This window comes from Chroococcidiopsis sp. CCALA 051 (assembly GCF_003015105.1).
Taxonomy (GTDB): domain Bacteria; phylum Cyanobacteriota; class Cyanobacteriia; order Cyanobacteriales; family Chroococcidiopsidaceae; genus Chroococcidiopsis; species Chroococcidiopsis thermalis.
Genome location: NZ_PYCI01000007.1, coordinates 42,837 through 57,173, shown reverse-complemented (window position 1 = coordinate 57,173; position 14,337 = coordinate 42,837). Strand labels below are relative to the sequence as shown.

General features: G+C 43.1%; 12 protein-coding genes. 9 read left to right on the top strand and 3 right to left on the bottom strand.

The genetic code is table 11. The features are described from left to right. Positions 1-20 precede the first annotated feature (20 nt). The 4 genes from C7Y66_RS02845 to C7Y66_RS02830 all read left to right on the top strand — a co-directional run bounded on the left by C7Y66_RS02845 (position 21) and on the right by C7Y66_RS02830 (position 5,736). Entirely contained in the window at positions 21-620 is a 600-nt protein-coding gene (locus C7Y66_RS02845; RefSeq protein ID WP_199197218.1) for a YdcF family protein, read from the top strand. A gap of 193 nt (positions 621-813) precedes the next feature. Continuing rightward, on the top strand, positions 814-1,362 hold the full coding sequence (locus tag C7Y66_RS02840; protein WP_106544381.1) for a WcaF family extracellular polysaccharide biosynthesis acetyltransferase: 549 nt from the start codon (positions 814-816) through the stop codon (positions 1,360-1,362). 616 nt (positions 1,363-1,978) lie between these two features. Beyond that, the gene (locus C7Y66_RS02835) at positions 1,979-3,346 is read left to right on the top strand and encodes a glycosyltransferase family 4 protein (RefSeq protein WP_106544380.1); all 1,368 of its coding nucleotides are present in this window, start codon (positions 1,979-1,981) and stop codon (positions 3,344-3,346) included. A gap of 56 nt (positions 3,347-3,402) precedes the next feature. Beyond that, on the top strand, positions 3,403-5,736 hold the full coding sequence (locus C7Y66_RS02830; protein WP_233222496.1) for a polysaccharide biosynthesis tyrosine autokinase: 2,334 nt from the start codon (positions 3,403-3,405) through the stop codon (positions 5,734-5,736). A gap of 46 nt (positions 5,737-5,782) precedes the next feature. On the opposite strand, the gene C7Y66_RS02825 is transcribed toward C7Y66_RS02830, so the two are convergent. The 3 genes from C7Y66_RS02825 to C7Y66_RS30860 all read right to left on the bottom strand — a co-directional run bounded on the left by C7Y66_RS02825 (position 5,783) and on the right by C7Y66_RS30860 (position 9,645). After that, positions 5,783-7,108: a bestrophin family protein gene (locus C7Y66_RS02825; RefSeq protein WP_233222495.1), complete on the bottom strand. Its 1,326-nt coding sequence runs from the start codon at positions 7,106-7,108 to the stop codon at positions 5,783-5,785. A 55-nt stretch (positions 7,109-7,163) separates the two neighbouring features. Continuing rightward, on the bottom strand, positions 7,164-9,056 hold the full coding sequence (locus tag C7Y66_RS02820; RefSeq protein ID WP_146149728.1) for a GAF domain-containing protein: 1,893 nt from the start codon (positions 9,054-9,056) through the stop codon (positions 7,164-7,166). Between the two features lie 445 nt (positions 9,057-9,501). Then, positions 9,502-9,645, bottom strand: a complete 144-nt coding sequence (locus C7Y66_RS30860) for a hypothetical protein (protein ID WP_158265858.1) — start codon at positions 9,643-9,645, stop codon at positions 9,502-9,504. Between the two features lie 130 nt (positions 9,646-9,775). Here C7Y66_RS30860 and C7Y66_RS02815 point away from each other — a divergent pair, with 130 nt between their 5' ends. The 5 genes from C7Y66_RS02815 to rpsG all read left to right on the top strand — a co-directional run bounded on the left by C7Y66_RS02815 (position 9,776) and on the right by rpsG (position 14,207). Further along, positions 9,776-11,752: a phosphodiester glycosidase family protein gene (locus tag C7Y66_RS02815; protein WP_233222494.1), complete on the top strand. Its 1,977-nt coding sequence runs from the start codon at positions 9,776-9,778 to the stop codon at positions 11,750-11,752. A gap of 327 nt (positions 11,753-12,079) precedes the next feature. Then, complete coding sequence (locus tag C7Y66_RS02810) at positions 12,080-12,499, top strand: phosphomannose isomerase type II C-terminal cupin domain (RefSeq protein ID WP_015156712.1); 420 nt, start codon at positions 12,080-12,082, stop codon at positions 12,497-12,499. Between the two features lie 85 nt (positions 12,500-12,584). Next, complete coding sequence (locus C7Y66_RS02805; RefSeq protein ID WP_106167496.1) at positions 12,585-12,911, top strand: iron-sulfur cluster assembly accessory protein; 327 nt, start codon at positions 12,585-12,587, stop codon at positions 12,909-12,911. A gap of 150 nt (positions 12,912-13,061) precedes the next feature. After that, a complete protein-coding gene (rpsL, locus tag C7Y66_RS02800; protein ID WP_015156710.1) occupies positions 13,062-13,436 on the top strand; it encodes a 30S ribosomal protein S12 in 375 nt (124 codons plus the stop codon). Between the two features lie 300 nt (positions 13,437-13,736). After that, positions 13,737-14,207 (top strand): 30S ribosomal protein S7, encoded by a 471-nt coding sequence (rpsG, locus tag C7Y66_RS02795; RefSeq protein ID WP_015156709.1) that lies wholly within the window; start codon positions 13,737-13,739, stop codon positions 14,205-14,207. The last annotated feature ends 130 nt before the right edge of the window (positions 14,208-14,337 follow it).

Sequence of the window (14,337 nt, the reverse complement as noted above, 5' to 3'; positions counted from 1 at the left end):
GCAGAGATATAGCGTCAACAATGTCAAGAGTAAAAACTACCAGTTCGAGCAAAAACCAGCGCTTTCAGTACAAGAGATGCCGTTTTGTCGGTTTGTTAACTGCTGCTGTGCTATTCGTACTATTCGGAATTATTCCTCTGCGACTAGCAATTGCTCTAGGGCGATCGCCACTGCCCCAAGCAATTATTGCTTTAGGTGGCGATCCGAGGCGCGAAACTTTCGCTGTTGACTTTGCTTTACGGCATCCACCTTTAGAAATCTGGATTTCTTCTCCTTATCTCAAAACCTTCAATTTTCCAGATCCGAGTGCCTCTGGATCGCGAATATATATCGATCGCCGTGCTGTCGATACCGTAACTAACTTTACCTCTCTTGTTGCCGATTTTAAACAACGGTATTTTCAACATGTTTACTTAATTACATCCGATTTTCACATGGCAAGAGCAAAAGCGATCGCCTTTTTTGTCTTTGGCAGCCAGGGGATTGCTGTAACTCCTATATCAGTTCCATCAAACCAACAGCCTGAATCCTGGTTTCATATTTGCCGTGATATTTGTCGTACTTGGTTATGGATGTTTACAGGTCGTACTGGAGCTAGTTTGACCATACTTTTCGGTTAAAACTAGATCCCCCCTAGCCCACCTTTTTAAGGGGGTTGGGGGATCGCCAAGATCGTGGCATCACGCAAATTTAAAATTTCATCTAATAGCAATTCTCGATTCCGTGCGTGACATTTGTAGGGGCGCACAGCTGTGCGCCCCTACAGAGCGTGTGTTTTAACCAATTGAAAACCGCTATGAACAATTGAATTCCATGTATCTCGATCGTTACACCCTCGGTACTTACACTCCTGGCGCTCCCTTGTGGAAACAACTCCTATGGTATTTTCTCGGAGAGCCTTTATTTCGCAGTCATTGGCTACCTATCTCTCAGTTAAAAGTCTGGATACTACGTAGTTTTGGCGCTACAGTTGGTCGCTCTGTCTGTATTAAACCTGGAGTGCAGGTAAAGTTTCCTTGGCGGCTAACTATAGGTGACTGCGTGTGGATTGGCGAAAATGCTTGGCTCGACAATGTTGCGCCGATCGCCATTGAAAGCCATGTTTGTATTTCTCAGGGTGTTTATCTCTGTACTGGCAATCACGACTGGAGCGCTTCTGACTTCAAGCTGATCCCAGCGCCAATTCACATCGAGCAGAGTAGCTGGATTGCAGCGCGGGCGACGATTGGTCCTGGTGTCACTGTTGGTAAAGGAGCGGTGTTGAGTCTAGGAAGCGTAGCAGGGCGATCGCTTCAGCCCATGACAATCTATGTAGGTAATCCCGCACAACCAGTCAAACAACGAGCGATTTGCGATCGGTAAATCTATCAGCTCGGTAATATTGCCAAAACTCGATCTATGAAAAATTAATAATTTTTATATTTTCTAGATAAACACCTCGATATCTTTTTGGCTCTTACTTTTTGAAATCTACGTAGGGTGCGTTACGCCATAGGCTAATACCAATTCTGTTTATTGCACTAGATTCGATCCCCCCTAGCCCCCCTTATCAAGGGGGGTTGGGGGGATATTCTGTGGCGTAGTTTTAAAGAAATGGTATAACGCACTACTCTAAATCTATGGTGTGTTACTAAAAAATCTTGGGTTATTTGCGGCAGATTTAGAATTAGTATAGACACTTAACTTTCAGTGTTTTTACTGAAAAAACTAAGAAGATTGTTAAACTCCAATTGAATTCTCAGTAAAACCACACTTGGACATAAAGCTAGGTCAAAGTTAGATTTTTTCAAGTTCGATCGTGTAAAGCTACCTTGTTACATCACCTAGCAAAATAGCCCTTTAGCTTAAGAGAGAATTTTAATTTTATTAGATAGTTTTTTGTGTAGCTTTGCCTTTCGTTAAAATTGAGTGCTTTTCCTTTGCACTCCTTACTATTTAAACAAAATAATTGCATTGGCAGAGGTAGGCAGAGCTTCAGATGCTAGATAAATATATACAGCAAGAGCAAATTGAAAAACTTAAGATATTTTTGCCTGCTCAAAGCAAAAGTAAAGAACTCTCACCTTCTTTCAACTTAAATATTATTACGCAATTTTACCCGCCAGACTATGCTGCTACAGGGCAACTCATTGAAGAACTAGCGGTGAATTTAGGGCGATTGGGTATTCAAGTCAGAGTTTTTACCGGACAACCAGGATATGCATTTAAAAAACATGCGGCTCCTATTCTAGAACGTTCTGAAAAAATCTTGATTAGGCGATCGCGAACTTCTCGAATGTGGAATGCCCGGATTCGTGGTAAAGCAATCAATGGCTGCTTGTTCTTTTTGCGAACTATCTTATATTTGCTAAATCAAAAGAATCATGGAGATCTCCTACTTCTAACAACTGCACCAGCATTTCTACCAATTGTTGGCTACATAGCTAAACTGTTGTTTGGTCTTCCTTATGTTTGTTTAATGTATGATTTATATCCTGACGTTGCGGTTGAGTTAGATGTTCTTTCTAAAAAAAATTGGTTAGTTAAACTATGGCGATCGCTCAATCAAAAAGTTTGGCAAAACTCAGAAAAAATTGTTGTTCTTAGTTCAACCATGCGGGAGAAGATTTTATCTTATTCTCCTGAACTCAGTGAAAAAATTGTAGTTATTCATAATTGGGCTAATCCCAACTGGATTGTACCGATAGAAAAAGAAAATAATTGGTTTGCTCAAAAGCACGAACTGGTAAATACTTTCACCGTGCAGTACTCTGGCAACATGGGTCGCTGTCACGAACTAGATACAATTCTCGAAGCAGCTAGACAATTGCAAGACGAATCAATTCAGTTTGTTTTCATCGGAGGAGGAGCAAAATTTCAATCGAGTCTTGAACGTGTCAAAAAACTCGGCTTAAACAACTGTCGCTTCTTGCCCTATCAAGATAAACAAGATTTACCATATTCGCTCACAGCTTGCGATTTATCTTTGGTGAGTATTAGTCCCAAAATGGAAGGAATCGTTGCCCCGAGCAAGCTCTATGGCATTCTCGCAGCTGGTCGTCCCGTCGCTGCCATTTGCGAACCCCATTCCTATTTACGTCATCTCTTAAGAGAAAGTGGTTGTGGTGCTGCTTTTAATTCAGGCGATGCTAGTGGTTTAGCTCAATTTATTCGCCGTTTAAAGAGCGATCGCGAACTTGTCAAACAAATGGGAATGGCAGGTCGGCAATATCTTCAATTCAATTTCACGCCAGAAATTATTGCCAAACAGTACTCAAATGTATTACAACAAGCATTTTTAACAGCAAAAAGAAGAATTGTTCGTTCTAAAACTAATAATATAGAAGCCGTGACAGAAGAAAGCTAAAGCTTACCAGCAGGACTATTCCTGTTTTTTCCTTCATACAACTGCCTAATAACGACATGAATATGGAAGAGCAATATCGAACTCAGCATTTAGCAACAGAAAGAAATGGTAAACACTCACAGATGTCATTGCCATTCCATATTGCAAGCTATCAAGAGCTACCTCAAGTAGAAGAATGGAGTTTGTCTCAGTTCCTGACAGTTGTACGTCGTCGAGCGCTGATAATTGCCAGTGTAGCGATCGCTTGCTGTGCTACTACCTGGGTATGGACTTTAACTCGATCGTCCGAGTATGAAGGAAAACTATCAGTATTGGTAGAGCCAGTCAAGGCTGAAAATAAATTGTCGGGATTATCGAACGTTCCAGTTGTAAATGCTAGCCCAAAAGGGCAAGAATCTTTAGATTATAGTACACAGATTATTGTTTTACGTAGCCCTGAAGTCTTGGCTCCGATCGCTAACAATATTGCTGTGCGGTATCCAGATATTAACTACGCTTCTTTACTAGAAGGATTGAAGATTTCTCGCTATCAAGAAACAAAAATTTTAGAAATTAGCTATCGAGATTCCGATCCACAGAAAATTCAATTTGCTCTAGAGCAGTTAGCCAAAGGATATTTAAAATACAGCTTACAAGAGCAGCAAACGAATTTACGTCAGGGAATTCAATTTGTTAATACTCAGTTACCTCAATTGCAAGCGCGAGTTAACAGTTTGCAATTGCAATTACAAAGATTTAGAGAACAGTACAGCTTATTTTCTCCCGAAGAAAAAACAGGACAGCTATTTGAAAAATACAGCACTTTAGAATTTCAGAAATTAGAGATTCAAAAAGATTTAGCGGAAGCTCAAAAACTCTACAATGCCTTACAAAGTAAATCTGGCACTAAGTTAGCGCTAGAACTAGAAGCAAAAGCTCGTCATGGGGTGGGAACTTCGCAGCAACAATCGACAGTTGACCACCCTCAAAAATCGCCAGCGATCGCGGCTATAGATGAATCCTCTACGCCCAGTCGTGCAATATCACCGCAAGCCCAGCAAGATGCTCCTCAATATCAGAGTTTACTCGCTCAGTTGCAGAATATAGATACTGAAATTGCCAAGAATGCAACTATTTATCGAGTAGATAGTCCGTACATTCAGTCGCTGAAACAGAAACGGGAAAGTCTGCTGCCACTATTACAGAAAGAGGGAGTGCAGGCACTAGAAAATCAACGTGCGTCAGTATTAAGCCAACTTTCCATACTCCAAGTCAGAGCCGCCAAGAACGCCCAAGCACTCGATCGCTTAAATCGAGAAATCGACGGAATGCCAAATTTGGCACGTCGTTACACTGACTTACAGCGAGAGTTAGTTATTGCTACTGAAAGTTTGAACCGTTTTCTAGAAAGGCGGGAATCGCTGCAAATCGAAAATGCTCAAAAAGAGACTCCTTGGCAACTCATTTCACCACCTCAGCTACCTTCTATACCTATCTTTCCTAACATTCCACGATTCCTCATCTTAGGCACAGTAGCTAGTATCTTAGCCGGAATCGGAGCAGCGCTACTTGTAGAAAAGCTCGATAATGTCGTTCATTCACCCGATGAGTTGAAGGAAGCGACAAAGCTACCAATATTAGGCATAATTCCTTTCCATAAAAACCTGGGTAAAAATTTAGCAGATGGAGAAACGAATCAGAGGCAGGAGAACAGCAGGTCGCGTTCCAATAGAAATGCTTATGGCTACCACTATTTCCCTTTCATAGAAGCTTTCCGATCGCTGTATACTAACATCGGCTTTTTAGGTTCCGATACACCGATCCACTCTCTCGTCATCAGTTCTTCCGTCCACGCTGACGGTAAATCTACTGTTTCAACTCACCTAGCTCAAGCAGCAGCAGCAATGGGACGCAGGGTGTTGCTAGTCGATGCAGATCTGCGCCTACCGCAGATTCATCGTATTCTACAACTATCCAATGACGCTGGATTGAGTAATGCAATAACAACTAACGTACCAGTTGCCGATTTAATTCAGCGATCGCCTGCCTGGGAGAACTTGTTTGTCTTAACCGCAGGTCAAATTCCTCCCGACCCTACCAAACTGTTATCCTCTCACAAGATGCGCAACATCATGGAGCAGTTGCGGCAGCAGTATGACTTAGTGATTTACGACACTCCACCACTTTTAGGTTTAGCAGATGCGAGTTTGCTGGCTCCTCTAACCGCAGGAATTGCGATCGTCACGCGGATGGATAAAACTGACCGTGCGATGCTAATGCAAACTCTCGATCAGTTAAAACTGTCTCGCACTCAAGTTTTAGGTGCAATTTGTAATGGGGTAAAAGATTACAAAGCTACAACTTCTTACCATCACTACTACTATCAACCTCGGACTCGGGTAGCAGAATAGTTTCCCGTGTAGAGACGTTACATGTAACGTCTCTACACGGACTATGTTAGCGCACCTTACTGTTACTACCATTATGAGGAGCTAGAGCAATTAAATCTTCCACATTATGCAGTATGGTATTGCAAATAATATCGAGTGGTAGATCGCAAGAATTGTGTCCGAAAGGTTCTTCAATTTCAGAACCAATTTGTTCGATACTTAATAAAATGAAACTCACAAAAGTAATAATGCTGCTAGTAAACCAATTTACCTCCTTCACAATTTCTAGGGGAATAACAAGGCAATAAACAAAAACTAAATTTTTCAAAATTAACGGGTAAATTAAAGGTAGTGGTGTTTTTAAAATGCGTTCGCAGCCTCCTAAAATATCTACTAACTGGTCTACCAATTTTTGTAGCGACGTTAACTGATAAATATTCAAGCGATCGCGATCGTGTTGCTCTTGTAAATAATCTCCAATCCAAAAAGCAATTTGTAGGGGTGGATGGTTTGTATATTTCAACCGAAAAAACTGAGTTTCTGCTACTAAATCGCTTAGCTCATCAGTGACGTGTTCGCCTCTTAAATGTAGTTTCATAGCCACGGCAAAAGCTACAATTAATCTAAGAGTGTACTCTTTTTGCGCTCGGTCTTGTGGTGTCTCCTCTTTGACACCAATCCACAAATCACGAGTTAAGTTGCGCACTGTATTCACTAAACTACCCCATAGCTTGCGCCCTTCCCAAAATTTTTCATGGGCTGTATTAGTACGAAAAACTAATAGTAAAGGTAAGCCAATGTTGAAAATTAATACTGCTCGCGTAATTGCATCGCTCTCTTCTGGTATTGATACAGGAATGCCAAAACTATAAAGTACAGATATTAAAAAGCCATAACTACTTAAAACAAGTACCCAAGGCAAAACCCCAGGAAAAACAGCTTGAGTCAGGCGAAACACAATCTGAAACAAATTCAAGGTTTCTCCAGTATATAGCCGATACTTCTCCACAAATTTGCTATTGGCTTTTTTAGGTTTATCGCGGCGATCGGGCGGCTTTTGCTGAAGCTTGGATGGCGAAGATTGAGTTTGAGAATAAACTGTTACATTGCAATCTTTTAGCAAAAAACCTTTATCTGTCTTTGCACCCATTTGTCCGATAATTTTCGCCACCCACTGATGATAATTCTCCTGAGCTTGTTCTAGCTTTTTATAAACATGGGGCTTTAATGTTAGCGTAATTATTTGACCATCCAGATCGATTTCAAACTGCTTCCAGCCATTAGCAATAGTTCTCACATTATCTGGTAGGCGATCGATCTTGACAGTTAGTTCTAGCTTACCTGGTGTAGACATAGCTTTTCCAGTAGAGTGTGGGGATAAGTCAAAAGTCAAAAGTCAAAAGTCAAAATCAACTGATAACTGATAACTGATAACTGATAACTGATAACTAGAATGCAACCGTAGCATCATGTTCTTTGTCTTCAGAATTGAAGCCATTTGTTGGCGATGATGACTTTGCTGTTGCTGGTTTTTGCGCTGTTGTTGGCATGTAGCCATCAAGGTGTATGGCAATTTGGGCGATTTGAGCTAGTTTTTCATGTAATTGTGCTTGTTCCAAAGCAAAACCTACATCGATCGCGACTTGAGTACAAAAATCGATTTCAGTTTGCTGCCATTCCCTGAAACCAAAACACTGATGAGCAACTAACAAGCCAAATAGCTCATTTTGTACCAGGATAGGTGCTATAAGGCTACTCTTAACAGCAAAGCGCTCTAAATTATGAATGCAGCGATCGCTGAGTCCGGCTGTATAGATGTTGTTAACAGCACGAGCGTAACCAATTTGCTCGTATGCAGTACGATCGTTCCGCCAGAAAGGATCGTCAAGACGATGATTTAAAGCTTGGGGTAAGCCAGGGGTGACTGATTCGGCTATAACTGTGCTACCACGATCGCGATCGCAGCGATAAACTACCACGCGCTCGGTTTGTAGGGCAGATTTGAGTTCGTCTGTCACAGTTGTTAAAATATCCGACTGTGCGAGCGATCGTCGCAACCGTAACGCTATTTGTTGCCGCATCTGTACTTGCTTGGCTGCTGTGGCTCGATACTCTAGCAGCGCTACCCGATCCAGTGCCAAGCCAATTTGAACGGCAATCTGCTCGAATAAATCGATTTCTGTTGGTTGCCAAGTACGGGGTGCAGTACACTGATGGGCAATGAGCGAACCTACCAGTTTACCGTTACTGACAATTGGTGCAACTAATTGAGCTTTGACGGCAAACTGTTCTAAGGCATCGATTCGATCTATCGTTAGTCCAGCAGTATGAATGTTGGCGATCGCTCGTACTCCCTGACGATCGCTCTGTTGAATCTCGCTTTCGTACCCATAAAAGCGATCGAGCGGATGATTTAGGGTTTGAGGCAAACCAGGAGCAACTGATTCTGCTACAACAATGCCGCTACCATCTGTAACAAAACGATAAACTAATACTCTATCTGCTTGAAATATCTGTCTCATTGTTGTGGTGACAGCATTAAACAGATCGGATGATGAGTGCGCTTGCTGCACTACCTGAGTCATTTGTTTTAATCTCTGGGCATACTCCACAGCAGATTGCCGCTCTTGTTGTGAGATCTTGTGTTGCAGGATCGAGCTGACTATAGTGGCAAGTTGTCTAAACAACTCGACCTCTTCTATCTGCCAGTGACGAGGTGCGTTGCAGTGATGGGCAATTAGCAAACCTAGCAGTCCATTGTCGCTTGTAATTGGTACGACTAAACTTGCTTTAACTGCAAGTTGTTCCAAAGTTTTGATGTGACACTCAGTCAAATCCGCAGCATAGATATTAGCGATCGCCCGTATCCGTCCGTCACTATATTGTCGTGCGTAATCTTCTCGGAAACAAGGATCGTCTATCCGGCAACCAATGGCGTTGGGAAACTGAGCAGTTACCGATTCTGCTACTATCGTGCCACTCCAATTGCGATCGAAACCATAGACGAGGACTCGATCGGTTTGGATTGCTTGTCTAATTTCTAACAGTAGGTTGTCTAAACAATCTTCGCGATTGAGCGATTGAATCGCAAGCGATAAAATTTTGTTGAGAATTTCTCGATCGCGCAAGTAAGTTTGCTTGCGCGATCGACTCGCTCCACAACTATTTGAAATATCAATATCGATAGACGATCTTCTAAAGTTACGATAGATATTACGATAGGTAAGACTGTACTTATCTGTAGCAGTTTTGGGAGCGAAGTCGAAGGAATTTGCCTCCATTTCATCAACCTCAAAAATTTCTCTATTACTAGAAAATACAAAACTTAACGTTTTCGTCAACAGTAGATAGCTCGAAACGTTAGTTCAATCTGTCTAGCACTACTAGCTACTATCTATACCTCTTTATTTTCTCTATTGTTGAAGAGAATTTCTAATTTTAGGGGCTATTTCTGCTAAATCGTGCAGTTTATAGTCTGTTAGCGAAGAAAAAAAAGATTGCTACAAAGCCTAGCTTGGCATAGCTTTTATTCGCATAGCCTTCCTGTCAAGGCAGTCTTGAGTTAGTCTTTTTGTATATTTAGCGTGACAAAGTTGCGATCGCATAGAACAATATAGCTAAATAGCTTACCTCGTTGAACTAAAATAGCTTCAGTGGTTTCCGTAGTAATTTGTGTATCAAAAGTATTTTGATGAAACTCAATTATCAAAATATTTATACGATCGATAAAAAGACAAAACTACCATTAAGAGCTACTCAGTTTATTTGGAGAAAATTTTACGAGTATTAAGTATTAAAAAATACTCTCCTTTCACAGTAACCCGATCGGTCGTCAATCGATCGTCGGACATTAAAGTCATTTCGCGATCGCCGATCGCTGATGAGATACTTTTCTGCGATCGGTAAAAAGCTAAGAAGAATTCTTACCACAGACGTTACATGTAACGTCTCTACACTGACAACTGATAACTGTCATACAATTGACCGTTAGCTATCTTTATGTTAGGAATAGCTACTTGTGCTAATGCACCCAAATTCCTGCTCGATCCTGACTCCTGCTGTGAAACGAAAATTTTGTTTGCTGCCAACTTCAGCATTATTATGGTTGCTAACTACAGCACCGTGGCTGACGTTCACTGCTGCTAATGCTCAAATTCAATCGCCTGTAACCCCACCTGTTACGCCATCATCCGTACCGCAAAATACCCCCAGCCGTTCCACCACACCAAATGGGCTACTTGCAGCAGGCGATCGCATCTCCTTGAACGGTCGCATTCTATCCGCAGCTTGGCGACAGTGGGAAGCGCAGCCAGCCACAAATAGAATTCAAACGGCAATTAGCGATGTAGGATTGATGCAGCTGGGCGTAGACTTACTGAATACTCAGGATGTAACCCGACAACCGATTCGGTGGTTTACGACTCCTGATACTCCACCACTCGTCTCAAGCATCTGGCACAGTGGCGCGTATCGTTATTTAGATCTATCTCAATTAGCAGCAAAAGTAGGTTGGCAACTGCAAAGCGAAGGTGACGTTCTGCGGATTACCACGCCAGCTGCAAAGATTACAGGACTACGCCAGGGTAAACAAACTTGGGGCGATCGCTTGGTAGTAGATTTAGATCGCCCTACGCCCTGGCAGCTAACGCAACAGCCTCCAGTCACTAAACCAAAAGTGCCGCTTGCCGAACTCCCAGACGATCCAAAACAGCAATTACCATCTCAGGCAGTCTCTGCCCTCTCACCTCCATATCAACAATGGAAGATAGCAATCGACGCTGCGATAAATCCTGAATTAGCCCAACAGTTAAACGCTAATCTAGCCATCCAATTGCCAAAACAGAGCCAGATTTCACCGACTCCTCTCGTTAAATTAGGCACGACTGCCAATCTCACCACGATCGATCTCAATTTACCTGTAGGCATCTTCCCCCGCGTCAGTACCCTCAGCCAACCCAACCGCGTCATTATCGATTTGCGCCCCGATCCGATAGTGGAACGGAATATTTTGTGGGCTAGAGGCGTGCGTTGGCAACAAAAGTATATTAATTTAGGTCGCGATCGCTTTCCCGTGACATGGTTAGAAGTCAACCCCCGCACCACAGGACTAGCCCTTAGACCAATTTGGAGTGCAGTAAATTCTCTGATTGGGACTGCGCCGATTGTGACCACCGCTCAACGTTATACAGCTGCTGCTGCCATTAATGCTGGATTTTTCAACCGCAACAATAAATTACCCTTGGGAGCAATTCGTCGCGAGGGGCGCTGGCTGTCTAGTCCAATTCTCAACCGAGGCGCGATCGCTTGGAACGATGCCGGGCAATTTAAAATCGGTCGCTTGCAACGCCAAGAAACAGCGATCGCTTCTACGGGGCAAAGTTTACCAATCGTCAATCTGAATAGCGGCTATATTCAAGCCGGAATTTCCCGTTATACCTCTGACTGGGGAACTACCTATACGCCCTTGACGAATAACGAAGCGATCGCGATCGTCCAAAATAATCAAGTTACCGCTAATCTGTCAGGCGGTTTAGCCGGAAAAACAGCCTTTCCCATTCCCCTCAACGGCTATTTACTTGCATTCAGGACTGGTAGTACTGCTAATCTACTACCTATTGGTACGCTGTTACGCTTGACCGATGGCACTGTTCCTAGCGAGTTTGCCCAATATCCTCACGCGATCGGTGCTGGACCATTATTAGTTCAAAACCGCCAAATCGTTCTTAACGCCAAAGCAGAAGGATTCAGTGATGCCTTCAGCCGCCAAACTGCCGTGCGTAGCGCTATTGGTGTCACGGCAACAGGTAATTTGCTCATTGCTACAGTTCACAACCGAGTTGGTGGGACTGGTTCTACTTTATGGGAAACTGCCAAGCTCTTGCAGCAAATGGGTAGTATTGATGCTCTCAATCTCGACGGAGGTAGTTCCACCAGCCTTTACTTAGGGGGACAACTCGTCAATCGCTCTCCTGTCACCGCAGCCCGCGTTCACAATGGGTTTGGCATTTTTCTAGAAACAGAAAGCAGAAAGCAGTGACCAGTTATCAGTGACTAGCTATCAGTTATCAGCGCTAATCATTGTCAACTACCAATTACCCATTACCCATTACCAACTACTAACTACCTTTTTTGATGAAGATTATTTAAAGCTTAACGACTAGTAAGTAAAGAATTGATGTAGCCCAGACCAATCGGCAAGTTTACTGATGACACTCCTCGGAAGAAGTCTGCTATCTTGGGCTAAGGCTATACTCGACATATTATTGCTATTGCATTGCTATTGCTGCGGTTATTACTGTCACTGTCTTTTGCTTTGGTTCCTTTTATTTTTAATAGTGGATAACAATTATCAGGAGAAAAATTCATGGTTCAAACTCAAGAAACTTCCCAGGCTCACGCGCCTACTCTACCGATTCCTACCGCAGTTGCTCCTAAAAGCGTCGCCGCTACGGAATTACGCCCTTGGGGTTCTTTTACGGTTTTAGAAGAAGGGCGCGGATACAAAATTAAGCGAATTGAAGTTAAACCAGGGCATCGCCTCAGCCTGCAAATGCATCACCACCGTAGCGAACACTGGATTGTTGTTTCTGGTACTGCCAAGGTTGTGTGTGGCGATCGCGAAATTATGCTTTGTAACAACCAATCTACCTACGTACCTCAGTGTACCTCCCATCGTTTAGAAAATCCCGGCGCAATCCCCCTGATACTCATTGAAGTACAAAACGGAGAATACTTGGGCGAAGACGATATCGTCCGATTTCAAGATGACTATTCTAGGGGCTAGAGGTTAAGGGCTAGGGATTAAGGTTTAGTATTATACTCTTCATATCACCCTACTCCCTGCTCTCTGCTCCCTACTGCCTAGTTCAATGATTCAAATTAGTCCCTCTGCTGCTAAAGAAATTCAACGACTTCGATCTAAACAGAGCAACCCCGACGCTTTCTTTCGTTTGTGCGTGCAAGCTGGGGGTTGCTCTGGTTTGTTTTACGATTTGAAATTTGACGAGGCAACAGAGCAGAGCGATTGCCTTCTAGACTGCAACGGTATTGTTGTAGCGATCGATGCCGACAGCTTAAACTACATTCAAAATTTAAAACTCGATTATTCCGAAGATTTAATGGGTGGAGGATTTCGCTTCTCTAATCCTCAAGCGATCGCCACTTGTGGTTGTGGTAACTCTTTTGCTATGGAATGAGGGAGTCGGAAGTAGTGCGTGAGAATATTCTTGCCAACTACCAATCACCCATTACCCACTATCAATCCCACCAGTTTGACATAAATTTACTAAAATCGGTATAATCATAGATCGTTAAATTTAAGCAGCTAAAACTACGCGCTGTAAATCATGCCAACCATACAGCAGCTCATCCGTAACGAACGTCAAGTAGCGAAAAAGAAAACAAAATCCCCTGCTCTGAAACAATGTCCGCAACGTCGGGGCGTTTGTACAAGAGTATATACAACCACACCGAAAAAGCCCAATTCAGCTCTACGAAAAGTTGCTAGGGTTCGCCTAACTTCTGGTTTTGAGGTTACGGCATATATTCCCGGTATCGGACATAACCTGCAAGAACACTCCGTCGTCATGATTCGTGGTGGTAGGGTAAAAGATCTACCAGGCGTGCGGTATCACATCATTCGCGGTACTTTGGACACCGCTGGAGTAAAAGACCGCAAACAAGGACGCTCGAAGTACGGAACTAAGAGACCAAAGCAGTAAGGTAATTCTGCTGCTGACATCATTGCGGTTATAGGATTTTTACTTTTTTTGAGGTGAGATGCCTAAAATCGGAATGAAAGTCAGCGCCAGCAGGCAAAATAACGGCATATCTAACTAGTAAGCTTTACCTGTCGTCATAATAGCTAAAGCTTCGGCTAAGCAAAAGTGCGATCGCGGCGACGCAATAAACGGTGTTAGATGTTTCAACTGCCTTGTGCTAGTTACCTCAAAGCCACCATGCCATGAAAACTTAGTTCTGTTGTTGCCAACCCCAATCAAACTAAACGTAAAGAATAACTTATGTCCCGTCGTGCTGTAGCGCAAAAGCGCCCCATCCCTTCCGATTCCGTATACAACAGTCGCCTGATTAGTATGATGATGCGCCGCGTCATGCGCAGTGGCAAGAAATCGCTGGCAGCAAGAATCATTTATGATGCGATGAAAACAATCGAAGAGCGTACTGGCAACGATCCGCTGGAAACTTTCGAGAAAGCCGTGCGGAATGCTACACCTTTAGTAGAAGTCAAAGCTCGTCGGGTGGGAGGAGCAACCTACCAAGTACCGATGGAAGTCAGACCAGAACGGGGAACGGCACTGGCATTACGCTGGTTGATCCAATTTTCTAGACAGCGTTCCGGTCGTTCTATGTCTATGAAGTTGGCGAACGAATTGATGGATGCTGCTAATGAGACAGGTAGTTCGATCCGCAAACGGGAAGAGACTCACCGGATGGCTGATGCCAACAAAGCCTTTGCTCACTACCGCTACTAAAAAGTTGCTCGAAAAAAGCGATAAAACTAGGCAATATCCCCCTATTTTGGTGGCGGCTTTCCCTAAAAGTATAGAATCTTAACAGAGAGTAATATAGAGATACCTGCGGCAAAAACTACTCAAGGAGGTA